Below are 25,826 nucleotides of genomic sequence, written 5' to 3'. Positions count from 1 at the left end.
CATGATCAATTCGCCCAGAGTGTGTATTCAGGTGCAAAGCGTCTACATTGAGGCGCAATCCTCACCTGACGATGAACGTTACGTTTTTGCCTATACCGTAACCATCCGCAATCTGGGTCGGGCGCCAGTGCAGCTATTGGGCCGTTACTGGCTGATTACCAATGGTCATGGCCGTGAAACCGAAGTCCAGGGCGAAGGTGTGGTTGGCGTCCAGCCGCGCATCGCGCCTGGCGAAGAGTACCAGTACACCAGCGGCGCGGTAATTGAAACGCCGCTGGGCACCATGCAGGGTCATTACGAAATGATCGATGAAAATGGCGACGCCTTTACCATCGACATCCCCGTGTTTCGACTCGCCGTCCCTACACTCATTCACTAAAATTATAACAATGGCAACTTATCTCATCGGCGACGTTCACGGTTGCTACGACGAACTGATCGCCTTATTACAGCAAGTGGAATTTACGCCAGATACAGACACTCTATGGCTGACTGGCGATTTGGTCGCCCGCGGTCCCGGTTCGCTGGACGTGTTACGCTACGTCAAATCGCTTGGCAATAGCGTGCGTTTGGTGCTGGGGAATCACGATTTACACCTGTTGGCCGTATTCGCCGGGATTAGCCGCAACAAACCTAAAGACCGGCTGACCCCGCTTCTTGAAGCGCCGGACGCCGATGAGCTGTTGAATTGGTTACGCCGTCAGCCGCTGTTGCAGGTAGATGAAGAGAAAAAGCTGGTCATGGCGCATGCGGGTATTACCCCGCAGTGGGATTTGCAGACGGCAAAAGAGTGCGCCCGCGATGTTGAAGCGGTGCTGTCGAGCGACTCGTACCCGTTTTTCCTCGACGCGATGTATGGCGATATGCCGAATAACTGGTCGCCGGAGTTAAGCGGTCTGGCGCGGCTACGCTTTATTACTAATGCTTTTACCCGTATGCGTTACTGCTTTCCTAACGGTCAACTGGATATGTACAGCAAAGCGTCGCCGGAAAATGCCCCTGCGCCGCTGAAGCCGTGGTTCGCCATTCCGGGGCCGGTGAGCGAGGCTTACAGTATTGCGTTCGGGCACTGGGCGTCGCTGGAAGGGAAAGGGACGCCGGAAGGTATTTACGCGCTGGATACCGGCTGCTGCTGGGGCGGGGAGTTAACCTGTTTACGTTGGGAAGATAAACAGTATTTTGTGCAGCCGTCAAACCGCCAGATGGATATGGGCGAAGGCGAAGCGGTCAACGCCTGATAGGTTTATGCCTGATGGCGCTACGCTTATCAGGCCTACATCCGGCTCAAGGATTGGTTTATGCCTGATGGCGCTACGCTTATCAGGCCTACATCTGGCTCAAGAGTAGGCCGGATAAGGCGTTTCGCCGCCATCCGGCACTACAGCGTTAACGACGTTCCAGAATCTCGAAACAATAGCTGTGAGAATTCTGCGCGTCGGCATCGTGAAACTCACTGAATACCGATTCCCAGTCATCCGGTTCATAATCCGGAAAATGGGTATCGCCTTCGACTTCCGCATCAATATGCGTCAGATAAAGCTTCTGCGCTTTTGGCAGGAACTGCTCGTACACGCGCCCGCCGCCAATGACCATAATTTCCGGCGCATCGCCGCAAGCGGCAATCGCCTCATCGACAGACTTCACCCACTGCACGCGATCGTCGGTGCCCGGCTGGCTGCTGATAACAATATTTTTACGTCCCGGTAAGGGGCGTCCGATGGACTCCCAGGTGTGACGTCCCATGACGACAGGTTTATTTAACGTGTTACGTTTAAACCAGGCGAGATCGGCAGGCAGGTTCCACGGCATGGCGTTTTCCATACCGATGACGCGATCCACCGCTAACGCCGCAATCAGACTGATCATTAATTATTTCCTGATACAAAAAAAATTGCCGCCACTATACGTAAAGCGCAATCTTTCGTCGACTGACGAAAAGAGGATGAGCACGAAAATTTTTCGTTCTGCTGGCGACGCCACTCATTTGATGTGGAGCGCCAGCATTACAGTAGTTCAAAAACAGCCAATTAGCAGTAAAGTTTGCAGAACATCACATTTTTTACTTTAGATTGACGGTTTGACCTCGGGTTCATCAGCGGCCTCCCCGGAATGTTTGCCCTCAGCCGTTCCCTGCCAGCCGTGGCGCTGAATCAACGACAGATGCTCCCGGTCCTCGGTAATAATTTCGCTCAACATCGCGCTGGTACGTTTATAGGCGGCGGCGCGAGATAACGGATCGTTTTCCCCCTTCGCCATCTCTTCCACCATCCGGGTATTAAAATGACGGAACAGATCCGCGCGCTCGCGGGCTTCATAACGCCCCAGCCCCAGCGCCTCCAGCGCCTGTCGCCCGCTTTTGAGCGCGCCTTCGAAGGTTTCACGTTCGGGCATCGCCACACCAGCCTGGCGCAGGCGGATGTAATGATCGACATCACGGGCGCGGGCGATAATCTGCAGATGCGGGAAATGCGACTTCACCAGTTCACTCAGTTGCAAATTGGTTTGCGGATCGTCAATGGCGTTAATCAATACCTCCGCCTTCGCCGCTCCGGCAGATTCCAGTAAATCCATACGCGTCGCGTCGCCATAAAAAACCTTCATGCCGAATTTACGCAGCGTTTCAATATGATCGGGGTCGTGATCGAGCACCACCATCTTCACCCCGCTCGACAGCAGCAAACGCCCGGCTATCTGCCCAAATCGCCCAAACCCGGCCACAATAACCCGCGGCTGCTCTTCGTCGATTTCATCCGCCTCGCGCGCTTCACCCGTTGCGGTCTTTTCCATGCGCGTCAGCAGCACCAGAAAAATCGGCGTGGCCGCCATCGACAGCGCGACCGCCAGCGTCAGCGCTTTTGCCCATTCCGGCTCAAGTACATCCGCCATTTGCGCCGCGCCAAAAACCACAAACGCAAACTCACTTCCCTGGCCTAATAAGACGGCAAACCAGCGACGCTGTTTTGCCGGTACGCCCAGGGGCCTCGCGACCAGCCACAGCATGACGATTTTGATTGCCAGAAAACCGGCCAACAACAGCAGAATACGCAGTGGATTCTCCACCAGCGTGCCGAAATCAATCGACATGCCGACGCCAATAAAGAACAGCCCCAGCAGCAGCCCCTTAAAGGGTTCAATATCGCTTTCCAGCGCATGACGATATTCCGAACTCGCCAGCAGAACGCCCGCCAGGAACGCGCCCATCGCCATTGACAGCCCAACCTCTTCCAGCAACAGGCCGAAACCAAACACCAGAAATAGCGCCACGGCGCTGAACACTTCCCGCAAACCAGAACGCGCGACAAAGCGCAGCGCCGGGCGCGTAACGTAGCGTCCCAGCAACACCACCAGCGCCAACGCGCCAGCGACTTTCAACGCCGACAGCGCAAACGCGCCAAGCGTGGTGGATGCGCCGCTGGCGGCCAGCAGAGGAATCATCGCCACCAGCGGGATCGCCGCGATATCCTGGAACAAGAGCACTGCGAATGCGCTACGTCCTACTTGTGAAACGGTCAGGTTACGCTCATTCATTGCCTGCATGGCAATAGCCGTGGACGAAAGCGCCAGCGTCATGCCAATCAGTTCCGCCACCTGCCAACGCAGGCCAAGAAACATACAGAACAGACCAATCAGTCCGCCGCAGACCACCATCTGTAACGCGCCGCCGCCAAATACCGAGGCGCGCAGCTTCCATAACCGTTGCGGGTCCAGCTCAAGCCCAATAACAAACAACATCAGCACGACGCCGATTTCCGCAAAATGCAGAATAGATTCGGCGTCCGTTACCAGCCGTAGCCCCCAGGGGCCGATAATGCAACCCGCAATCAGATACCCCAGCACCGATCCTAAGCCCAAACGTACCGCAATCGGCACAATCAGCGCCGCCGAACCAAGATAGATCAGCGCCTGCAGTAGAGTATGGCTATCCATGATTCACCTCCTTCCATGTCAGTAAACGCTGTTTATACTGACGCGCCTGCGCCTGTAAGGTGTCGTCATCGCAAATGAACGTGCAGTGCATGGCAAACGGCGGCAGCCATTTGAGGCCGCAATAGAGCGCCGTCGCCTGTAGCGGCTGAGAAAGGACGTCAAATCCGGGATGGGAGCCGATAGCAAAGTGGTTTTCACCACCGCCGGTCGTTACCGCCCACAGCAGATGTTTACCATGCAATGCCGTACCGCCATGACCGTAAGCCCAGCCGTGGGTGAGGACTTTATCCATCCATAATTTGAGTAAAGGAGGGACGCTGTACCACTGCATCGGATGCTGCCAGACGATAAGACTCGCGCGCGACAGCGCCTCCTGCTCGGCGGCAACGTCAATATTGAAATCGGGATAGAGGTGATAAAGCGAACGTATTTCGACGTTTTCCAGCGTCCCTGCCTGTTCAAGCATCCGTTTATTCGCATGAGAATGATGCGGATACGGATGCGCATAAATAATGAGGATCATGATTAGCCTGTGATGATCTGTTTTTTATTACAAAGTGTAGTGACAAATTCGCCAGGCTAATAGTGAATATTATTGAGCGGCTAACCAGAAAAAATTGAATTAACGCCAGCAAGGAGTTGGCGCCATCCTGCCCCGGAAGACGCCCTCGAAGGGCCGCAGGCGTTTGCGGAAAAGCGCGATCCGGTGTGGGAAGGTCGGTGATGATAGCAGCCTTAAATCGCTGACCAATCAGTTTAAGGCCTTCTTGTCGGGCGGCGCTGCGCTAAATTTGCCTGTAATGACTGTAATATCAATCCATTACATGATGACACAGGCCCAATAAGCGCAGCGCCAACAGCATCTGAACCTCCAGACACGCTGGGTGCCAGATCACCGACGCATAAATTAACCTAATGGGTCAGGTACTTAGAGCATGGCCCAGCAGGCGTAATTGTTGAAGCCAGTTTGGGGCCGATCAGCGCGCAGAAACCGGAGCGTACACGTAGTACGTGAGGATTTTGAGCACTGCCCGGTCCCAAAATGGCGAGTAAAATAGCCTAATGGGTCAGGCTCTTAATCTTTCGCCATGCGGTTAAACTGCTCAATAGTAAGATCCCACGGCTCATGGGCCGCATCCGGCATAAAACTGCCGTCATCCACGCCAATTTCGTCCTTGATAATTTTATTCAGTTTTTCATTCATCGTAAGAATGAGATCCTGATATTTCTGTTTATCAGCAGCAAGGTTATGGTTCTCATCGGGATCATTTTTAAGATCGTAAAGTTCAAGATCGTTGTACTTAATAAGATCCTCCCAGGTTTCCGGCGTATTATGCTCCCTTAGCGAGAAATAGCGTGCAAACTTATAACGGCCATCGTTAATCATCCGCGTCCCTGAACGATGGCTGAAATCAGGATGCAAATGGGATATTTCCTGCTTGATTTGCGCCACCGTTTTTTGTTTATCTCTTTGTAGCGCGATAACGCGGTGGAGATAATGGGCATCGGTATACAAGATCATGCCATAGCAATATAAGCTGGCATTTCTCACCGCATTAACCGCAACGCTCTCCGGGTTTTTTAGCAATCCGCTAAAATTAACGCCTTTGCGGTTGCCTAACGCCTGGTGCTGTTTTTCTTCCGGCAAACCGGTCAGTCCAACTAATGTCGGCGCGATATCAAGATGACAGGTCAACGCCTGACATTTCTTATTACCGGGGTACGCCGGGTGGGAAATAATCATCGGTACATGGATCTGTTCTTTATAAACGGAAGCGCCTTTACCGTGCATCTGATGGCTTCCGCCTAATTCGCCATGATCGGCAGTAAATACAACAATCGTTTTATCAGTTAACTTGAGGGCATCAAGTTCATTTAATATCCGGTCAAGGTGAGTATCACAATCGCGGATACAGTTGAAATAGTAGTCAAGCAGTTTACGCCAACGACGATCTTCATCAGGAAACTGCCCTTCCAGCGCAGCGCGCGCCGTCTGGTATTCAAGATGCGCCGGCGGTCTTCCCTGCTCATTGAATGATTGATGCCTGTTTGCCGGCAGCGGATAGTTCGGCCAGCTTGCCTGATAAAGCTCGTTTTCCGGCGGCTGCGTGGGCGCCAGGGTATTATCATCCTGATCCAACTCGCCACGCCACTGTACCTTTTCTCCCTCTTTATCGGTATCAATAAACATGACGTCATGAGGATTAACGAGGTTAACGGCCAGGAACCAGGGCTTGTGTTGGTCATTCAAGGGCTGCCCCTTGCATCTTAACCAATTTATAGTCTGAGCCGTGGTGGTTGAATCATAAAAATAGCCGCCTTTACTATGGCCTATAATATCGCCGATGCCGTGATAGTCAGCAAAACCATATTTTTCCATAATTTTATGTAATTCTGGTTCAGGAATATCCCCGACATCAATATCCTCATCTTTTTCGTCAGGCAAAGGCTTCTCCAGTTTTTCTGTAAGATGCCACTTACCTTTATAGGCCGTATAGTATCCCAGTTCCCGCATCATATGGCCTGTGGTTCCAAGAGCGGGGTCAAGGTCATAAGGCATCCAGGGTAAGCCCAGATTATCAAACATTTTTGTCTGGGGCATATGTAAGCCGGTATACAATACGGAGCGGGAAGGCGTACAGACATTACTGGTATTCTGATGATTACAGAATGTCACCCCCGTTTTCATGAGCCGCTCTCTGCCGGGTACCGGGAAAGGAAACGTAGGAAAAAAACGCTCCTGGTCGGTCACGACTAACAGAATATTATATCCTTCTGGCAATTTTTCCGGGATTTCGCCGGTAAACGGTTTATCCCACGCCGGTTTCGCCTTGACGGCACATTTTTCATCAGCTTTTACCGCGCCGGATAGCATACCGCCGGCGGCAAGAATACCGGCGCTGGTTAACAGTTTCCTACGCGTAAGATCCGTCTCTTCTGCGGACAGATTTTTTTTATTACTCATATTATTATACCTGTAGTCAGTAACTTTATCACATATTCATTTATTACTGTACGAGGAAGCGTGGATATGTATCAATGCCTTCCGGGTAAGAATATGTGTTATAAATTGATTTGTATTTCAAATTAGAAATATATTAATAAATAACCATAATTCACTGAAAAATTATTTAGATGAAAAGTTCATTGTTTTTATTTTAGAGATACAACTGCAGACATTACTTCATAAAAAAATACATTATTAAACATACTCTATAGCTCTGTGTTCGTGCCTTTTCCCTTCAACTACGGTGATTACCCTATGCCGCTACAATAAAATCGCCCCGAAAGAAACACTATCAGTAACAGGCCGCGCAACCATAGACATACAACCGGTAATATCACTCTGGGAAATTAAAACATAACTCAATTCTGTTATGTTGCTTATGAATAAAACTAGCGTATTGCCGCGTGATTCAATAAAAATTACGCCATTAAAAGAAATAATATAAAAACTATTATTTACAGGGGGTTAAGTTTCTTTTTAGCTGGCAGTGCATTATTTTACATTGACAACAACATAAAGAGGTGACTATAACAAGATATAAGACGGTCACACCAAATAAGGCTATTTTCAGATAATCAACCGAGGTTATTACCCAAAATAATTCGAGTTGCTTAAAGGCGGCAAGGGAGTGAGTCCCCAGGAGCATAGATAATTATGTGACTGAGGTGAGCGACAAATCTGCCGGGAGCAGATTTGAACGTCGCGTGCGACGGCCCGTCAGGGCGAGGCCCATGGGTGGGCCGAGTAATCCGTAGCCAACACATAAGCAACCTGAAGTATGAAGGGGATAAATAATTTCGTTACGGATTACTGATATTGCGCAAACCTTATCATCAATGCAACAGGAACAGAACTATGAAAAAACGCATTATTGCCGCCGCATTACTGGCAACGGTTGCTTCATTCAGCACGCTTGCGGCAGAGCAGGTCTCTAAACAAGAAATCAGCCACTTCAAACTGGTTAAGGTCGGCACCATAAATGTGTCCCAGAGTGGCGGGCAGATTTCCTCACCCTCTGATCTACGCGAAAAACTGTCAGAATTAGCCGATGCGAAAGGCGGAAAATATTATCATATTATCGCTGCACGTGAGCATGGTCCGAATTTTGAAGCCGTTGCCGAAGTTTATAACGATGCGACGAAATAAAGCTCTGATTGCGCCATAACGATGGCACTGGCATGAAATAATAAGAGAGCGCCAGCAAGGTGCCATGTTACGTCACAATCCACTCAGGGCCGTCTGGAAACAGATGCTGGCCCTCTTTTTTATCAACAGTTCATCCGGGGCAGGCAAGCCGTTGGAATGTGCGCGCGCAGGCAGTAAGCCCTTCGTAAATAAGACGGTTTTGCGGGCTGTTTTAAGATGATGTTTAGTGCGCTTTTACCTGCCTGAACCAGTAATTTTCCATTTTCGTTATCCATTTCCCCTTTTTATTTTTCGGTATTACGCCAGCCCAAAGTAATTGCAGCTGTCGGTTATAGGTTCCAATAGCGTGTCCACCATACGCCCCTTCAAATGCTATCACCATGGGTCCCTGCCCTTTTACCCCCTCTTGTCCTTCATGGCAATAAAGCGCGTTGCGGTGAGTCACGTCAAGTTCATACTGCACGTTCAGTTTCACACATTTTTCCCCGCAGCTTTCTACTGGCGGCAATATTGTCATGGTATAAGGCGGGTTATCTGCCGTGGTTTTCCATGTTCCGATCAGGTCTTTGCAGGCGTTTATCTCCGTAGCCCCGGAGGCGGCAGAAAATAGCGCGAGCAAATAAAAAGGTATTAGTTTCAGTTTCATTACAGACTCCGTTTCCTTATACCTCATCATTTATACCTAATCATAAGGATAAATGCCTTGCGATATGTTTTTTTCCGGGAAATGTTGAGCCGCTGTTCAGAGAAATGTCGATGAGTGTAACCTCATGTAAGCGGACAGCGCGGTGGGGAAAGCGGGAACGCGGGCGAATGGTCTAACGTATTTCGACGTTTTCCGGCGTCCCTGCCTGTTCAGGCATCCGTTTATTCGCATGGGAATAAATGGATGCGCATAAAGAGAAAATATTATTGCGCGGCTAACCAGAAAAGATTGAATTAATTATCCAGCTCGCTCATATTTTTCAGCTGATCGCGGTTAATCTGTTCGGTTTTCCCGGTGGCGGCGTTTTTGTAAGACACCATACCGGTATCGTTATCGACCTCGGGTTTCCCGTCGGTGACAATAGTTTTGCCATCCGTGGTTTCAACCGCCTGGTTAGAAGAGCATCCTGCGACGGTGAATAGTGTTGCTGCGGTAAACAGTGCGGTCATAAGACGTTTTTGCATGGTGTTCTCCCTGCTTTTCAGTTGTTTTAGCATGTGACTGTTAACTGTAGCGTTATTGGCGAAAAGCAGGGAGAAATGCAGAACACTCTTAACGAGGGTTATCCGATGGCGTTCCGCGCAAAGTCATGTTTCCGGTCTGTGTTAGCGTCAAGCCGCGAGTTTCCGGGGCAAACATCACCGATACGCCAAGCCCGACTAACGAAATCAACGCGCCAATCAGCATGACGTTATTAATACCGTAACGAGTAATAAAAATCGGTAATGCCCAGGTGGAGACAATGGTTCCGATACGGCTTAATGACATGATGACCCCCACGGCCGAAGCGCGAATATCCGTAGGGAAGAGTTCATTAGGATAAAGCCATTGCAGTATGCCCGGTCCGCCGGAAAAGAAGGCGTATACCGCAAACGCCACCACGACCAGTATGATGCCCAGATTTGACACCAGCCCCAGCAGCGCCAGCGCGATAGTCATCATGGCGAAGCTGCCAATAAGCAGAGGGCGACGGCCAATACTGTTTAGCCAGAACATCGCCGGTATACAGCCCAGCATAAAAAAGAGGCTAATCACCACATTGCCGAGCGCCGCGTTGCGCCCCTGCTCCCAGCCGAGTAACCCGACGATCTGCGGCCCAAAGGTATAGATAGCGAACATCGGGATTACCTGACAGGTCCAGATAGCCGCAACGAACAGTACAAACGGAAAATGACGGCGGTTAAACAACTGCAGGAAGCGGGTCTCCTGCGGCGGCTCATCGTCAAAGCAGACCGGTTCGCCGAACAGTTTGATCATCATTTGTTCGCACTCTTTTACCCGTCCTTTTCGCAATAGCCAGCGTGGCGATTCCGGCAGGTCAAAGCGGCCAATCAAAATGATTAAGCACGGGATAAAGGCGCTGCCAAGCATCCAGCGCCAGCCGCCTTCCATGTCATACAGCCAGTAACCCACCAGGTTGGCGCAGGTCGCGCCGACGTACCATATCGCGGCGATAAAACCGATGGAGAACGCGCGCTGGCGGGTGTTGGAAAACTCCGTAATCATGGAAGTAGCGATAGGGTAATCCGCGCCGATAACAATGCCAATTAAAACGCGCATCACCAGCAATTCAAGCGGCGTGGAAACAAACATGGTCGCCACGGAGATAACGCCGATAGCGATAATATCAAGCAGGAACATTTTACGCCGCCCGACTTTATCGCAAATATAGCCAAACAACGAGGTGCCGATAAACAGTCCGGCAAGCGTAGCCGCGCCGAGCGCGCCAATCCATTCAGCATCAAGGTGCAATAGCGGCGTCAGTTGTTCCAGCGCCACACCAATGATCACCAGCACGTAGCCATCAAGGAACGGGCCGCCGCTTCCCCACAGCATAATTCTGCGATGAATGGAGGAGAATTTAAGGTCATCAAAGTTCCTGGGCTGCTGCATGGTGATGTCCTGTTTCAACACGGGCAAAGCGCATCTGTAGGCCGGATAAGGCGTTTCCGCCGCCATCCGGCATTGGCGCCACATGATTGCCGGATGGCGACGCTACCGCATCTTATCCGGCCTAGGGGGCACAACTTCGTACTTATTAGCCGTAGCGGAACTCCACGCCAAACGTCCCGCGCGGGTATTCCCATTTTTCCAGCGCCGTATCAAGGCCGAGGATCCGGCACGTTCCGCACTCCAGGCACCCGGCGTAATCAAAACGAACGCTGCCGTCGTCCTGCTTTTTATACAGTCCCGCCGGACAGGCCTTAATCAGCACCTCCAGCGCCTGTTTATCAGGATCGGTTTTGAGAATGATGTGCGGGCTGTCTTCATCCACATTGAACTTATTGACGCCCAGTTTGACGTCCACATTAACGGGAGATGTCATAATACGGTCACTCCTTTCAGGCCATCTTTCATCAGATTGATGAAGCCCACTTTCTTCGCATGGCGCAGGATTTTTTTACGCATCGGCACCGGCGCGGAGCCATCCACGGTGAACAGGTCGCGCGCGATATTGACCGCCATTTCGGGATAGGCGGTAAACATGCGGGGATTATCAAGAAAAGCCGGTAGTTTCTGATACATGCGCATATCGCGCATCGGACCTTCGTCCAGATGCTGACGGTATTCATCCAGCGACTGCTTGCTAAAATCGTCGCGCTTCATCGCCGAAAGCACCGTCTTCGCCGCCGCTTCGCCTGCGGATATGGCGAGATCCATACCACGGATGGTAAAGCCGAGGTTCATACACATGCCGGCAGCGTCTCCGGCAATCAGTACGCCATCGCCTACCAGTTCAGGCTGCATATTCATTCCCGCCTCGGGTACAACGTGTGCGGCATATTCCACCAGCTTGCCACCGGCGATCAGCGGCGCAACTGCCGGATGCTGTTTGAAGTCTTCCAGCATTTGCGGGACCGATTTTTTCGCGTCTTTCAGATGATGAAGACCGCAGACCAGCCCCAGGGAAAGGGTTGTTTCATTCGTGTACAGGAAGCCACCGCCCATCAGACCATCGGTCGGCGCTCCGGCAAACAGACAGGCGGCACCTTCGTTGCCCTGTAACTGGAAACGATCTTCAATGACCGACTTCGGCAATTCGATCAGTTCCTTCACGCCGACAGCAACATGCGATGCCTCAACACGCTTTGCCATGCCCAGCTTTTCAGCCAGCAGAGAATTCACCCCGTCAGCGAGAATTACGACTTTGGCTTCCAGAATATCGCCATCGGCTTCCACGCCCACGACTTTGCCATCACGCTGAACGACGTTATCGACGCGAATACCGGTGATCAGTTGCGCCCCCGCCTCTTCGGCCTGCTCCATCAGCCAGGCGTCAAATTTACTGCGTAAAACGGAATAAGAAACTTGCGACGATGCGGCGTCCTCGCCGTTGCAATAATCCATCGTCATCGCCCCTTTGTCGGTCATAAAGGCGAGTTTTTCGTGGGTGATCATGCGTTCAATGGGGGCCTGATCCGCAAAGCCGGGAATGATGCGTTCCAGGCTATGTGCATACAAACGCCCACCGGTGACATTCTTCGCGCCAGCAGAATTGCCGCGCTCGATAACCAGCACCTGTGCACCTTCGCGAGCAAGCACCAGCGCCGCAACCGAACCGGCCAGACCTGCACCCACGATGATGGCATCAAAGATATCTTCGGACATACGTACTCCTGTCAGCGGCAGGATACCTTCGCATCCTGCCCGAAATGGTTTATCGCGCTAATGCAGCCGTCAGCGCAGGCAGGATCTTCAGCGCATCGCCAACGATGCCAAAATCCGCATACTGGAAGATTGGCGCGTTTTTATCTTTGTTGATGGCGAAAATCGTCTGCGCGCCGTTGGCGCCGACCATGTGTTGGATCTGCCCGGAGATCCCCACCGCCAGATACAGTTCAGGCTTGAGCATCAGGTTGGAGATACCGACGTAGCGCTCGTGCTCCATCCACTTCTCGTTTTCCGCCACCGGGCGGGAACAGGCCAGCTCGGCGCCAATCGTCTGGCACAGCGCTTCGGCCAGCGAGATATTCTCTTTGCTGCCGATGCCGCGTCCCACGCTGACCACCAGACGCGCTTTGTCGAGGTCAACGCTGTTGCTCTGACGCGCCTGGGTTGCGGTGCGGGTCACGGCAGTGGCCGGAGCCTGCCACTGCACGGTGTGCATCTCGCCGCTGCGAGAAGCATCCGGTTGTTGTGCGTCAAACGTTCCGCTGCTGAGTGTGATCACGGCAAACGGCGAAGCGATGGTTTCTGCCCCTATCGCCAGACCGCCGTAGACCATATGTTTAACCGCCGCTTTTCCATCCTGCAGGGAGACGTCGCTAGCATCGTTGGAAACCGCAGCCGACAAGCGATAGCCCAGCTTTGCCGCCAACAGCTTGCCCCGACGCGTATTCGGCAGCAGCACCGCGCCGCCCTCGCTATGCTGACGAATAGTCTCAGCCATCGCAGCAGCGTAGTCTTCGATCATGCGGTCTTCTGGTTTGCCGCTAAGCAGCCAGACATGATCCGCGCCCAAATGACATGCTGTCGCGCTGTCTGCTTCGTTCAGTACGAACGCATTAACTTTTTCACCTACAGCCTGCGCGCCACTCATCAGTTCGGGCAGACGAGAAGGGGTATCGCTGAATACCCAGACACTGGAAAATTTGTTCATAACATCCCCTGATAATTAAATGATTTTGCGCAGATTCTCGACAAACGCGGCGATTTGTTCTTCACCGTCACCTTCAATCACCACGCGCTGACGCTCGCGCTGCTTCGGTGCGGCAACCTGTTGTGCGGAATACGCGGGTACGCTGTTCAGCTCGATATCCGCAGGCGACCAGACCTGAACCGGTTTTTTCGCCGCGCCTAGAATGGCTTTCATCGAAGGGATTTGTGGGGTGTTAATATCGGTGGAAACCGCGATCACCGCCGGGAGCGGGATGCTCAGCGTTTCAACTTCATCTTCCAGTTCGCGTTCTACCGTCAATGTGCTGTCGGTAAGAGAGAGGATTTTACTCACGCCGTTAATCGCCGGAATGTTCAGCGCTTCGCCCACCAGCAAACCAACCTGCTGAGCATAAAGATCGGAAGAACCGTCGCCGCAGATAAGCAGATCGAAACCTGATTTTTGCGCCGCGGCGGCCAGCGCGCTGGCAGTTTGTTGCGGCAGCGCCTGCTCAAATTGATCGTCAATGACCACAATCAGCTCATCAGGGCCACGAGAGAGGACATCTTTGCGCCCTTTTGCATTAGTCAGCGCTTTGCCGCCAACGCTCATGGCGACAACCTGAGCGTCTCCCAACTGCTGTTTTAACTGGCAAGCAGCTTCAATTGCATTCAGATCATATTGGCTGATTTTGCTATCCGCTTTGCTGAAATCGAGTGTTCCGTCAGCATTATTAATCGCAATATCCTGCTCATCAGGTACGCATTTGTAGCAAGTAATTATCTTCATTGCATCTCCAGAAATCATGAAGGAAACGTATTTATAACGGCGGTGTTAAATACAGATATCACGCTCTTTAATTCAGAAATAAAACCTTAATCACCAATATTGAAAATGTCACACATTGATATTCGTAACTTTCAATAGTGTTACGCACCTCACCAATATTGAAAGAAATATGCCAAGTATGAAAATTTTCAATATTGTTTGCTGGCTCAACAATATTGAACGTCAGATACTTAAAAAAGTTAAAAAACCACAATTAAATAATTGATAAATAAAGAAAAAACCAAAATTTAAACACAAAATAATCAACGCAAAAAAGTGTGACGAAGATAACAGAATCACCCGAAGTGAATACCCATCATGAGTTACTCATTGAGGCGTCCCAGAGGTTAAAAACTTATCAACAAATCATTAATAATAAATAAACAAACGTTCATGGACTGGCACGCTAAATAAATTTCGTTTTCACACTGGAATTCACTTATGAAAAATGAAAAGAAAAAATCGGGAATTGAACCGAAGGTTTTTTTTCCGCCATTAATAATTGTCGGGATACTTTGCTGGCTAACAGTCAGAGATCTTGATGCCGCTAACGTCGTTATTAATGCGGTATTCAGTTATGTCACCAACGTCTGGGGTTGGGCATTTGAATGGTATATGGTCGTTATGCTCTTCGGCTGGTTCTGGCTGGTTTTTGGCCCCTATGCCAAAAAGAGATTAGGTGACGAAAAACCGGAGTTTAGCACCGCCAGCTGGATTTTCATGATGTTCGCCTCCTGTACATCCGCTGCAGTTCTGTTCTGGGGCTCTATTGAGATCTACTACTATATCTCCACCCCGCCGTTCGGCCTGGAACCAAATTCCACAGGCGCGAAAGAGATAGGTCTGGCGTACAGCCTGTTCCACTGGGGGCCATTGCCGTGGGCAACCTATAGCTTCCTTTCCGTGGCCTTCGCCTACTTCTTCTTTGTACGCAAGATGGATGTCATCCGCCCCAGCTCCACGCTGGTACCGCTCGTCGGTGAAAAGCATGCGAAAGGGTTGTTCGGTACCATCGTCGATAACTTCTACCTGGTGGCGCTGATCTTCGCGATGGGCACCAGCCTCGGTCTGGCTACCCCGCTGGTCACCGAGTGTATGCAATGGCTGTTCGGTATTCCGCATACGCTGCAATTGGATGCCATCATCATTACCTGCTGGATCATTCTGAACGCGATTTGCGTGGCCTGCGGCCTGCAAAAAGGGGTCAGAATCGCCAGCGATGTGCGTAGCTACCTGAGCTTCCTGATGCTCGGCTGGGTGTTTATCGTCAGCGGCGCCAGCTTCATCATGAACTACTTCACCGACTCCGTCGGGATGCTGTTAATGCACCTGCCACGGATGCTGTTCTATACCGACGCCATCGGTAAAGGCGGCTTCCCACAGGGCTGGACCGTTTTCTACTGGGCGTGGTGGGTTATTTACGCCATCCAGATGAGTATCTTCCTGGCCCGTATTTCCCGTGGTCGTACCGTACGTGAACTGTGCTTCGGGATGGTGATGGGTCTGACCGCGTCTACCTGGATCCTGTGGACAGTGCTGGGCAGCAACACGCTGCTGCTGATGGATAAAAACATCCTCAACATTCCGCAACTGATTGAGCAACACGGCGTGGCGCGCGCCATTATCGAAACCTGGGCCGCCTTGCCGCTCAGCACCGCCACCATGTGGGGCTTCTTCATCCTCTGCTTTATTGCCACCGTCACGCTGATTAACGCCTGCTCTTACACCCTGGCGATGTCGACCTGTCGTGAAGTTCGCGATGGTGAAGAGCCGCCTCTGTTAGTGCGTATCGGCTGGTCGGTGCTGGTCGGCATCATCGGTATCGTTCTGCTGGCGCTGGGTGGGTTGAAACCGATTCAGACCGCGATTATCGCCGGAGGATGCCCGCTGTTCTTCGTCAACATTATGGTGACGCTGTCCTTTATTAAAGACGCCAAAGTGCACTGGAAAGACAAGTAATTCTTATTAACCCAATTGATCAAGAGGCTGAAAGATGGATTTCAACTTAAATGACGAACAGGAGCTGTTTGTCGCCGGTATTCGCGAACTGATGGCCAGTGAGAACTGGGAAGCTTATTTTGCCGAGTGCGATCGTGACAGCGTCTACCCTGAGCGTTTTGTAAAAGCGCTGGCGGATATGGGTATTGATAGCCTGCTGATCCCGGAAGAACACGGCGGTCTGGAAGCGGGTTTTGTTACCGTCGCCGCCGTCTGGATGGAGCTGGGACGTCTTGGCGCGCCAACTTACGTGTTGTACCAATTGCCGGGAGGTTTTAACACTTTCCTGCGTGAAGGAACTCAGGAGCAAATTGATAAAATCATGGCGTTCCGGGGCACCGGTAAGCAGATGTGGAACTCTGCTATCACCGAACCGGGAGCGGGATCGGATGTTGGTAGTCTGAAAACCACTTATACACGCAAAAATGGTAAGGTTTATCTTAATGGCAGTAAGTGCTTTATCACCAGTAGCGCCTATACCCCGTACATCGTGGTCATGGCGAGAGACGGTGCATCGCCGGATAAACCGGTTTACACCGAGTGGTTTGTGGACATGAGCAAAGCAGGTATCAAGGTCAACAAACTGGAGAAACTCGGTCTGCGCATGGATAGCTGCTGTGAAATCACCTTTGACGACGTTGAACTGGACGAAAAAGACATGTTCGGTCGGGAAGGTAACGGCTTCAACCGCGTGAAAGAAGAGTTTGACCATGAGCGCTTCCTCGTCGCGCTGACCAACTACGGTACCGCAATGTGCGCTTTTGAAGACGCTGCGCGTTACGCTAATCAGCGCGTGCAGTTTGGTGAAGCTATTGGCCGTTTCCAGCTGATTCAGGAGAAGTTTGCGCATATGGCGATCAAACTGAACTCCATGAAAAATATGCTGCTGGAAGCCGCGTGGAAAGCGGATAACGGTACCATTACCTCCGGCGACGCGGCAATGTGCAAATACTTCTGCGCCAACGCCGCGTTTGAAGTGGTAGACACCGCCATGCAGGTACTGGGAGGTGTTGGTATCGCGGGCAACCACCGCATCACGCGTTTCTGGCGTGACCTGCGCGTTGACCGTGTTTCTGGTGGTTCTGATGAAATGCAGATCCTGACGTTGGGTCGTGCGGTACTCAAGCAATACCGCTAATCGATCCCTTGTAGGCCTGATAAGACGCGGGGCGTCGCCATCAGGCAATCATGCCGGATGGCGCTGTGCTTATCCGGCCTACATACCGCAAAAAATGCCAGGAGAAAAATGATGAATCATTTACCAATGCCAACCTTTGGCCCGCTTGCTGGGGTACGCGTTGTTTTTTCAGGAATCGAAATCGCCGGTCCATTCGCCGGACAGATGTTCGCCGAATGGGGCGCCGAGGTTATCTGGATTGAAAACGTCGCATGGGCCGATACCATCCGCGTACAGCCTAACTACCCGCAGCTCTCACGCCGCAACCTGCACGCCCTGTCGCTGAATATTTTCAAAGATGAAGGTCGGGAAGCGTTTCTGAAACTGATGGAAACCACCGATATTTTCATTGAAGCCAGTAAAGGCCCGGCCTTTGCCCGCCGTGGTATTACTGATGAAGTGCTGTGGGAACATAACCCGAAACTGGTCATTGCCCACCTTTCCGGCTTCGGCCAGTATGGTACCGAGGAGTACACCAATCTTCCGGCGTATAACACCATCGCGCAGGCATTCAGTGGTTATCTGATCCAAAACGGCGACGTTGATCAGCCGATGCCAGCCTTCCCGTATACCGCCGATTACTTCTCCGGGATGACCGCGACGACAGCCGCGCTGGCGGCCCTGCACAAAGTACGCGAAACGGGTAAAGGTGAAAGCATCGATATCGCTATGTACGAAGTGATGCTGCGCATGGGTCAGTACTTCATGATGGACTACTTCAACGGCGGCGAAATCTGTCCACGTATGACGAAAGGGAAAGACCCCTACTACGCCGGTTGCGGCCTGTATAAATGCGCCGATGGTTACATCGTCATGGAGTTGGTCGGCATCACGCAAATCAACGAGTGTTTTAAAGATATTGGCCTGGCCCACATTCTCGGTACGCCGGAAGTGCCGGAAGGCACACAGCTCATCCATCGCGTGGAATGCCCTTACGGCCCGCTCGTCGAAGAGAAACTGGACGCCTGGCTGGCAACACACACCATCGCCGACGTTCAGGCGCGCTTTGCTGAGCTGAATATCGCCTGTGCGAAGGTGCTCACCATTCCGGAACTGGAAGGTAACCCGCAGTACGTTGCCCGCGAATCGATTACTCAGTGGCAAACAATGGACGGTCGCACCTGTAAAGGGCCGAACATCATGCCGAAATTTAAAAACAACCCGGGGAAAATCTGGCGTGGCATGCCATCACACGGCATGGATACCGCCGCCATTCTGAAAAACATTGGTTATAGCGAAGCAGATATTAAGGAACTGGTCGGCAAAGGCCTGGCCAAAGTTGAGGATTAAACGCGATGCGCTAATCGGTTTTCCGGTTAGCGCTCACGCCTGATTTCAGTGGATAAAGCAATATGGATATCGTTGGCGGACAAAACTTACGTCAGATGTGGGACGACCTGGCCGGGGTGTACGGAGATAAAACGGCGTTAATTTTCGAATCCTGTGAGGGAATCGTTCGGCAGTTTAGCTATGCTTCGCTCAATGAAGAGATTAACCGCACGGCGAACCTTTTTTATTCCTTAGGGATCCGCAAGGGTGATAGGGTCGCGCTGCATCTGGATAACTGTCCGGAATTCATCTTTTGCTGGTTTGGACTGGCAAAAATCGGTGCCATTATGGTGCCGATTAATGCCCGCTTACTGGGCGAAGAAAGCGCCTGGATCCTGCAAAACAGCCAGGTGAGTCTGCTGGTTACCAGCGCCCAGTTTTATCCTATGTACCGTGAAATACGCCAGGACAATAGCACTCCGCTTAATCATATCTGTCTGATTGGCGAGCAGCTTCCGGCTGACGACGGCGTGAGCCACTTTTCCCAACTACAAGCACGCCAGTCGGCCACGCTGTGCTATACGCCCGCGTTATCCACTGACGATACGGCGGAAATTCTGTTTACCTCCGGTACCACCTCGCGTCCAAAAGGGGTGGTGATTACCCACTATAACCTGCGTTTTGCAGGCTACTACTCTGCCTGGCAAATCGCCCTGCGCGATGATGACGTGTACATGACGGTGATGCCCGCTTTTCATATCGACTGCCAGTGTACCGCGGCAATGCCAGCCTTTTCCGCCGGCAGCACCTTTGTGCTCCTGGAGAAGTACAGCGCCAGGGCCTTCTGGGATCAGGTACGTAAATATCAGGCGACGGTGACCGAGTGCATTCCTATGATGATCCGCACGCTGATGGTCCAGCCCGCCGCGCCAACGGACAGGCAGCATCATCTGCGCGAAGTGATGTTCTATCTCAATCTATCCGCGCAGGAAAAAGACGCCTTTACCGAACGCTTTGGCGTCAGGCTGCTGACCTCTTATGGTATGACTGAAACCATTGTCGGAATTATTGGCGACCGTCCCGGAGACAAACGGCGCTGGCCTTCCATTGGTCGCGTGGGTTTTAGCTATGAAGCTGAAATTCGCGACGATCAAAATCGCCCGCTGCCCGCCGGAGAAATTGGCGAAATCTGTATTAAAGGCATCCCCGGCAAGACTATCTTCAAAGAGTATTACATGCAGCCGGAGGCAACCGCCAGGGCGCTAGAACCAGAGGGCTGGTTACATACCGGTGATTCGGGTTACCAGGATGAGGATGGCTATTTCTATTTTGTCGACAGACGCTGCAACATGATTAAACGTGGCGGGGAAAATGTCTCCTGCGTCGAGCTGGAAAATATTATTTCTGCGCATCCGAAAATTCAGGACATTGTGGTGGTTGGTATTAAAGACGCGATCCGTGATGAGGCCATTAAAGCGTTTATCGTCCTTAATGAAGGTGAAACATTAAGCGAAGCCGAGTTTTTCAGCTTCTGCGAAAACAATATGGCGAAATTCAAGGTTCCCTCTTTTATGGAGATCAGAACCGACCTGCCGCGCAACTGTTCAGGAAAAATAATCAAAAAAAATCTGAAATAAACCTTCCGGCAGGAATCCCTCCCGCCGGGAAACTATTTATCTGGAGATGAACTATGAGTGAGTCATTACATCTGACCCGTAACGGCCCGATCCTGGAAATTACCCTCGACCGACCTAAAGCGAATGCCATTGACGCCAAAACCAGCTTTGCAATGGGTGAAGCTTTTCTTAATTTCCGTGACGATCCGGAATTACGCGTAGCAATCATTACCGGCGGCGGGGAGAAATTCTTTTCTGCTGGCTGGGACTTAAAAGCGGCAGCGGAAGGTGAAGCGCCGGATGCCGATTTTGGTCCCGGCGGCTTTGCTGGTTTAACCGAAATATTTGACCTCGATAAGCCGGTTATCGCCGCGGTGAACGGCTACGCGTTTGGCGGCGGTTTTGAGCTGGCGCTGGCGGCGGACTTTATTGTCTGCGCCGAAAACGCCAGCTTCGCGCTGCCGGAAGCCAAGCTCGGCATCGTGCCTGACAGCGGCGGCGTATTGCGTCTGCCTAAGCTGCTGCCACCGGCTATCGTCAACGAAATGGTAATGACCGGCAGACGAATGAGCGCCGAAGAAGCGCTGCGTTGGGGAGTCGTGAACCGCGTTGTCAGCCAGAGCGAACTGATGGAGAGCGCGCGCGAACTGGCGCAACAACTGGTCAATAGCGCCCCGCTGGCTATCGCGGCGCTGAAAGAGATTTATCGCGCGACCAGCGAAATGCCGGTAGAAGAAGGCTACCGCTACATCCGCAGCGGCGTGCTGAAGCATTATCCGTCGGTACTGCATTCAGAAGATGCGCTCGAAGGACCGCAGGCATTTGCCGAAAAACGCGATCCGGTGTGGAAAGGTCGTTAATGTGACTATGCCGGATGGCGCTTCGCTTATCCGGCCTACAGCACATGCGCAACCGTAGGCCGGATAAGGTGTTTACGCCGCCATCCGGCAAAAAACCGAGGTACAACTATGAGCTATTACGCCTTTGAAGGACTGATCCCGGTGGTGCATCCGGACGCGTTTGTCCATCCCAGCGCCGTGCTGATTGGCGATGTCATCGTGGGCGCCGGTGTTTATATTGGCCCACTCGCGTCATTGCGTGGGGATTATGGTCGCCTGATCCTGGAGGCAGGCTCTAATCTGCAGGATGGCTGCATTATGCATGGCTACTGCGATACCGATACCATCGTGCATGAAAACGGCCATATCGGCCACGGCGCTATTCTACATGGCTGCGTGGTGGGACGGGACGCCCTGGTCGGCATGAATAGCGTCATTATGGACGGCGCAGTGATTGGCGAAGAGAGCATTGTCGCCGCCATGAGTTTTGTCAAAGCCGGATTTCAGGGTGAGGCAAGGCAACTGCTGGTGGGGTCACCTGCGCGCGTACTACGCCAGGTTACGGACCAGGAGCTGCACTGGAAACGCCTCAATACCAAAGAATATCAGGATCTTGCGATCCGTTGTCGAACGGGGTTATCTGAAACGAAGCCGTTAACGCAGGTCGAAGAAAACCGGCCGCGCCTGAAAGGCACGACGGACGTGAAGCCAAAATCAGCACAGTAATTGATGCCGGATGCGCTCACGCTTATCCGGCCTACGCGTCAATTACCGTTTACCCCGCCATCAGGTTAAACAGACAATTAGCGACGCATACTTTTTGACAGCATCATCTGCCATTTCTGCTCACGGTTTAGCTCTGTGGGGGGAACGGCAGACAGCCGCGGCGCTTTCGCCACGCTCACTTTTCTTTCCTGCAAATTATGATTCAATCGGCGATAGAGTTGAGAGTCGATACTCACGACTTTCACCAGACGCTGGCACTGGCAGCCTCGTCCTGCAATTTGGTTAGGGATCATCTTCACTTCACAAACAATTTCCCCCACTTCTGACAGAATATAGGAGAGCGTATTAATTGCTTTGCAATGTTCAATATCAAATTGACGGGAAATCTCCCTGGCAGTGATCCATCGGTTCTCTGCCATCATCCAGTCAGCAATTAACAAATAAAGCGGTCTTTCAACATATTTTTCACACATAAGCACACCATTTCACAAATTAAAAATCTGGCTACGGCCTGTCCAAACTAATAAAAACTAAGCCATATTAAAATTGTGGATATGCAAGATAGTATGCGACTTAAATATTGATTAGTGTGAGCAATATCGTGCTTATTACATTGAAAATGTGGTTACGGAAACGGACTTCTCCAGGAATGACCTTACGCAAGATAAAAAAAGGGTTTCTTTACAGAAACCCTTTCAACATTATATTACAGGTCCGGTTAGAGCAATATCCGCCGGACCCTTTGTTTACGACTTTTTGATCTGCGCGTGCATTTCCTGCACCGAGGTTACCTTCTCGGTGGCATCGGCATTGAGCGCCATCGTCGTGGCAAAACCGCCGTTCAGCGTGGTGTCATAATGCACTTTATACTGCAGCGCGCTGCGGCGAATCACCCTGGAGTCTTCAATCGCGCGGCGACCTGCGGTGGTGTTGATGATATAGGTATATTCGCCATTCTTGATACGGTCCTGAATGTGCGGACGACCTTCGTGCACCTTGTTCACCAGACGCGGGTTGATACCGGCTTCGCCCAGCACAATCGCCGTACCGTGGGTGGCATCCAGCTCAAAGCCCTGTTTCAGCAGCTTGGCGGCGAGATCCACCACGCGCTCTTTGTCGCCTTCGCGGACGGAGAGCAGCGCACGGCCCTGTTTCTTCATGGTGGAGTTACTGCCCAGCTGCGCCTTAGCGAACGCTTCCGCGAAGGTACGGCCCACGCCCATCACTTCCCCGGTGGAGCGCATTTCTGGCCCTAACAGCGGGTCAACGCCCGGGAATTTGTTGAACGGCAGCACCACTTCTTTCACCGAGTAGTACGGCGGGATAATTTCTTGGGTCACGCCCTGCTCGGTCAGCGATTTGCCGGCCATCACGCGCGCCGCCACTTTCGCCAGCGGAACGCCGGTGGCTTTGGAGACGAACGGTACGGTACGCGCCGCACGCGGGTTGACTTCAATCAGGTAGACTTCGTTGTCCTTGACCGCAAACTGCACGTTCATCAGGCCGCGCACCTGCAACTCGAAGGCCAGCTTCTGCACCTGCTGGCGCATCACGTCCTGAATTTCCTGGCTCAGCGTGTAGGCCGGCAGGGAACAGGCGGAGTCGCCGGAGTGTACGCCCGCCTGCTCAATGTGCTCCATGATGCCGCCAATCAGCACCATTTCGCCGTCGCAGATAGCGTCCACGTCCACTTCAACCGCGTCATCAAGGAAGCGGTCCAGCAGCACCGGCGCATCGTTAGAGACGCTGACCGCCGTCTGGAAGTAGCGACGCAGGTCGGCTTCGTCATAGACAATTTCCATCGCCCGACCGCCCAGCACGTAAGAAGGGCGTACCACCAGCGGGTAGCCGATCTCTTTCGCTTTTTCGACAGCCTGTTCAATGGCGGTGACGGTGGCGTTGGCCGGTTGCTTCAGCTTCAGACGGTCAACCGCATGCTGGAAGCGTTCACGGTCTTCCGCGCGGTCGATGGCGTCCGGGCTGGTGCCGATAACCGGCACGCCTGCCGCTTCCAGCGCGCGCGCCAGCTTCAGCGGGGTCTGGCCGCCGTACTGCACGATAACGCCTTTCGGCTTCTCGATGCGCACGATTTCCAGCACGTCTTCCAGCGTCACCGGCTCGAAGTACAGACGGTCGGAAGTGTCGTAGTCGGTGGAGACGGTTTCCGGGTTACAGTTGACCATGATGGTCTCGTAACCGTCGTCGCGCAGCGCCAGCGAGGCGTGTACGCAGCAGTAGTCAAATTCGATACCCTGGCCGATACGGTTCGGGCCGCCGCCGAGGACCATGATTTTATCGCGGTCAACGGACGGGTTCGCTTCGCACTCATCTTCATAAGTGGAGTACATGTAGGCGGTATCGGTGGCGAATTCCGCCGCGCAGGTATCCACGCGTTTGTAAACCGGGTGCAGGTCATACTGATCACGCAGCTTACGGATTTCCGCCTCGCGTACGCCAGCCAGTTTTGCCAGACGCGCATCGGCAAACCCTTTACGCTTGAGCTGACGCAGGAAGTCGGCGTTGAGGCCAGTAATCCCGACTTCAGCCACTTTCTCTTCCAGACGCACCAGCTCTTCAATTTGCACCAGGAACCAGCGGTCGATGTTGGTCAGGTTAAAGACGCCATCCACAGACAAGCCCGCACGGAAAGCATCGGCGATGTACCAGATACGCTCGGCGCCCGCGTCTTTCAGCTCGCGGCGGATTTTGGTCAGCGCTTCCGGGTCGTCGAGGCTGACTTTCGGGTCGAAGCCGGTGGCGCCCACTTCCAGGCCTCGCAGCGCTTTTTGCAGGGATTCCTGCTGGGTGCGGCCAATCGCCATCACTTCCCCGACCGATTTCATCTGGGTGGTCAGACGGTCGTTAGCACCGGCGAATTTCTCAAAGTTAAAGCGCGGAATTTTAGTAACCACATAGTCGATGGACGGCTCGAAGGAGGCCGGCGTACGGCCACCGGTGATGTCGTTCATCAGCTCGTCGAGGGTATAACCCACCGCCAGTTTGGCCGCCACTTTGGCAATCGGGAAACCGGTGGCTTTCGACGCCAGCGCCGAGGAGCGGGAGACGCGCGGGTTCATTTCGATAACGATCAGACGACCGTTTTTCGGGTTCACTGCGAACTGGACGTTAGAACCGCCGGTTTCGACGCCGATTTCACGCAGTACCGCCATCGAGGCGTTACGCATGATTTGATATTCTTTGTCGGTCAGAGTCTGCGCGGGCGCCACGGTGATCGAGTCACCGGTGTGGATACCCATCGCATCGAAGTTTTCGATAGAGCAGACGATGATGCAGTTGTCGTTTTTATCACGCACCACTTCCATCTCGTACTCTTTCCAGCCGATCAGCGATTCATCAATCAGCAGCTCGTTGGTTGGCGAGAGGTCCAGACCGCGTTCGCAGATTTCTTCGAACTCTTCACGGTTGTAAGCGATACCGCCGCCGGTGCCGCCCATGGTAAAGGACGGACGGATGATGCACGGGAAGCCCACATCAGCGGCAACCGCCAGCGCTTCTTCCATGGTGTGCGCGATACCGGAACGCGCGGTGTCGAGACCAATTTTCTTCATCGCGATATCGAAGCGACGACGGTCTTCGGCTTTATCAATGGCGTCGGCGGTGGCGCCAATCATGGTGACGCCGAACTCTTCGAGCACGCCCTGCCGCTCCAGCTCCAGCGCGCAGTTCAGCGCGGTCTGGCCGCCCATGGTCGGCAGCACTGCATCCGGACGCTCTTTTTCAATGATTTTGCGCACCACTTCCCAGTGAATCGGCTCGATGTAGGTGGCATCGGCCATTTCCGGGTCGGTCATGATGGTGGCCGGGTTGGAGTTCACCAGAATAACGCGGTAGCCTTCTTCGCGCAGCGCTTTACACGCCTGAGCGCCGGAGTAGTCAAACTCACACGCCTGACCGATAACAATCGGGCCCGCGCCCAGAATCAGGATGCTTTTTATATCTGTACGTTTTGGCATGGCTCTTATTACTCCT

22 protein-coding genes and 1 pseudogene are annotated in these 25,826 nt (G+C 52.6%); 10 read left to right on the top strand and 13 right to left on the bottom strand.

Going from position 1 to position 25,826, the window contains the following annotated elements; genetic code table 11:
- The first annotated feature begins 1 nt into the window (after position 1).
- Entirely contained in the window at positions 2-379 is a 378-nt protein-coding gene (gene apaG, locus NA197_RS21710) for a Co2+/Mg2+ efflux protein ApaG (RefSeq protein WP_000610894.1), read from the top strand.
- Positions 380-389: 10 nt separating this feature from the next.
- Positions 390-1,238: a bis(5'-nucleosyl)-tetraphosphatase (symmetrical) ApaH gene (gene apaH, locus NA197_RS21705; RefSeq protein WP_000257211.1), complete on the top strand. Its 849-nt coding sequence runs from the start codon at positions 390-392 to the stop codon at positions 1,236-1,238.
- A gap of 148 nt (positions 1,239-1,386) precedes the next feature.
- Here the strand turns inward: apaH and folA are convergent, their stop codons facing one another.
- The 3 genes from folA to kefF all read right to left on the bottom strand — a co-directional run bounded on the left by folA (position 1,387) and on the right by kefF (position 4,450).
- On the bottom strand, positions 1,387-1,866 hold the full coding sequence (gene folA / locus NA197_RS21700; RefSeq protein ID WP_000624379.1) for a type 3 dihydrofolate reductase: 480 nt from the start codon (positions 1,864-1,866) through the stop codon (positions 1,387-1,389).
- Between the two features lie 198 nt (positions 1,867-2,064).
- Positions 2,065-3,927 (bottom strand): glutathione-regulated potassium-efflux system protein KefC, encoded by a 1,863-nt coding sequence (gene kefC, locus NA197_RS21695; RefSeq protein ID WP_000377163.1) that lies wholly within the window; start codon positions 3,925-3,927, stop codon positions 2,065-2,067.
- Positions 3,920-4,450 (bottom strand): glutathione-regulated potassium-efflux system oxidoreductase KefF, encoded by a 531-nt coding sequence (gene kefF, locus NA197_RS21690; protein WP_039590292.1) that lies wholly within the window; start codon positions 4,448-4,450, stop codon positions 3,920-3,922. The genes kefC and kefF overlap by 8 nt, the downstream gene beginning before the upstream one ends.
- Before the next feature lie 135 nt (positions 4,451-4,585).
- On the opposite strand from kefF, the pseudogene NA197_RS21685 reads away from it, so the two are divergent.
- Positions 4,586-4,651, top strand: a pseudogene (locus NA197_RS21685) (hypothetical protein); the annotation flags it as partial.
- Positions 4,652-5,002: 351 nt separating this feature from the next.
- Here the strand turns inward: NA197_RS21685 and NA197_RS21680 are convergent.
- Positions 5,003-6,892 (bottom strand): sulfatase-like hydrolase/transferase, encoded by a 1,890-nt coding sequence (locus tag NA197_RS21680; protein WP_000066317.1) that lies wholly within the window; start codon positions 6,890-6,892, stop codon positions 5,003-5,005.
- Positions 6,893-7,789: 897 nt separating this feature from the next.
- Here NA197_RS21680 and srfN point away from each other — a divergent pair.
- Positions 7,790-8,080, top strand: coding sequence for a DUF1471 family virulence protein SrfN (srfN, locus tag NA197_RS21675; RefSeq protein WP_000745961.1), 291 nt, complete (start codon positions 7,790-7,792; stop codon positions 8,078-8,080).
- A 223-nt stretch (positions 8,081-8,303) separates the two neighbouring features.
- Here srfN and NA197_RS21670 read toward each other — a convergent pair whose 3' ends face one another.
- The 7 genes from NA197_RS21670 to NA197_RS21640 form a co-directional block, all read right to left on the bottom strand.
- Positions 8,304-8,720, bottom strand: coding sequence for a hypothetical protein (locus NA197_RS21670; protein WP_161970902.1), 417 nt, complete (start codon positions 8,718-8,720; stop codon positions 8,304-8,306).
- Between the two features lie 299 nt (positions 8,721-9,019).
- Positions 9,020-9,250, bottom strand: coding sequence for a YgdI/YgdR family lipoprotein (locus tag NA197_RS21665; RefSeq protein WP_001172089.1), 231 nt, complete (start codon positions 9,248-9,250; stop codon positions 9,020-9,022).
- Between the two features lie 88 nt (positions 9,251-9,338).
- The gene (locus tag NA197_RS21660; protein WP_369535591.1) at positions 9,339-10,679 is read right to left on the bottom strand and encodes an MFS transporter; all 1,341 of its coding nucleotides are present in this window, start codon (positions 10,677-10,679) and stop codon (positions 9,339-9,341) included.
- A 145-nt stretch (positions 10,680-10,824) separates the two neighbouring features.
- Positions 10,825-11,112, bottom strand: a complete 288-nt coding sequence (fixX, locus tag NA197_RS21655; RefSeq protein WP_000203736.1) for a ferredoxin-like protein FixX — start codon at positions 11,110-11,112, stop codon at positions 10,825-10,827.
- Positions 11,109-12,395, bottom strand: a complete 1,287-nt coding sequence (locus NA197_RS21650) for an FAD-dependent oxidoreductase (protein ID WP_023228077.1) — start codon at positions 12,393-12,395, stop codon at positions 11,109-11,111. Before NA197_RS21650 ends, fixX begins: the two co-directional genes overlap by 4 nt.
- Positions 12,396-12,444: 49 nt before the next feature.
- Positions 12,445-13,386, bottom strand: a complete 942-nt coding sequence (locus NA197_RS21645; protein WP_001032189.1) for an electron transfer flavoprotein subunit alpha/FixB family protein — start codon at positions 13,384-13,386, stop codon at positions 12,445-12,447.
- 15 nt (positions 13,387-13,401) lie between these two features.
- Complete coding sequence (locus tag NA197_RS21640; RefSeq protein WP_023238204.1) at positions 13,402-14,172, bottom strand: electron transfer flavoprotein FixA; 771 nt, start codon at positions 14,170-14,172, stop codon at positions 13,402-13,404.
- A gap of 480 nt (positions 14,173-14,652) precedes the next feature.
- On the opposite strand from NA197_RS21640, the gene caiT reads away from it, so the two are divergent.
- From caiT to caiE, 6 genes are all read left to right on the top strand, one after another.
- A complete protein-coding gene (gene caiT, locus NA197_RS21635) occupies positions 14,653-16,170 on the top strand; it encodes an L-carnitine/gamma-butyrobetaine antiporter (RefSeq protein WP_000787073.1) in 1,518 nt (505 codons plus the stop codon).
- 34 nt (positions 16,171-16,204) lie between these two features.
- On the top strand, positions 16,205-17,347 hold the full coding sequence (gene caiA, locus NA197_RS21630; RefSeq protein ID WP_000347134.1) for a crotonobetainyl-CoA dehydrogenase: 1,143 nt from the start codon (positions 16,205-16,207) through the stop codon (positions 17,345-17,347).
- A 111-nt stretch (positions 17,348-17,458) separates the two neighbouring features.
- Complete coding sequence (gene caiB, locus NA197_RS21625) at positions 17,459-18,676, top strand: L-carnitine CoA-transferase (protein ID WP_001016212.1); 1,218 nt, start codon at positions 17,459-17,461, stop codon at positions 18,674-18,676.
- 62 nt (positions 18,677-18,738) lie between these two features.
- Complete coding sequence (caiC, locus tag NA197_RS21620) at positions 18,739-20,292, top strand: crotonobetaine/carnitine-CoA ligase (RefSeq protein WP_000355800.1); 1,554 nt, start codon at positions 18,739-18,741, stop codon at positions 20,290-20,292.
- Between the two features lie 53 nt (positions 20,293-20,345).
- Positions 20,346-21,131 (top strand): crotonobetainyl-CoA hydratase, encoded by a 786-nt coding sequence (gene caiD / locus NA197_RS21615; RefSeq protein ID WP_000004385.1) that lies wholly within the window; start codon positions 20,346-20,348, stop codon positions 21,129-21,131.
- Between the two features lie 108 nt (positions 21,132-21,239).
- Complete coding sequence (caiE, locus tag NA197_RS21610) at positions 21,240-21,836, top strand: carnitine operon protein CaiE (RefSeq protein ID WP_000122863.1); 597 nt, start codon at positions 21,240-21,242, stop codon at positions 21,834-21,836.
- 77 nt (positions 21,837-21,913) lie between these two features.
- Here caiE and caiF read toward each other — a convergent pair whose 3' ends face one another.
- Together caiF and carB are read right to left on the bottom strand one after the other, a co-directional pair.
- Entirely contained in the window at positions 21,914-22,309 is a 396-nt protein-coding gene (gene caiF / locus NA197_RS21605) for a carnitine metabolism transcriptional regulator CaiF (protein ID WP_000333324.1), read from the bottom strand.
- 273 nt (positions 22,310-22,582) lie between these two features.
- Positions 22,583-25,810 (bottom strand): carbamoyl-phosphate synthase large subunit, encoded by a 3,228-nt coding sequence (gene carB, locus NA197_RS21600; protein WP_079849450.1) that lies wholly within the window; start codon positions 25,808-25,810, stop codon positions 22,583-22,585.
- Positions 25,811-25,826: the final 16 nt, after the last annotated feature.

It is taken from the genome of Salmonella sp. NW884 (assembly GCF_051700745.1).
Lineage (GTDB): Bacteria > Pseudomonadota > Gammaproteobacteria > Enterobacterales > Enterobacteriaceae > Salmonella > Salmonella enterica.
This window is presented reverse-complemented; position numbering and strand designations above follow the sequence as displayed.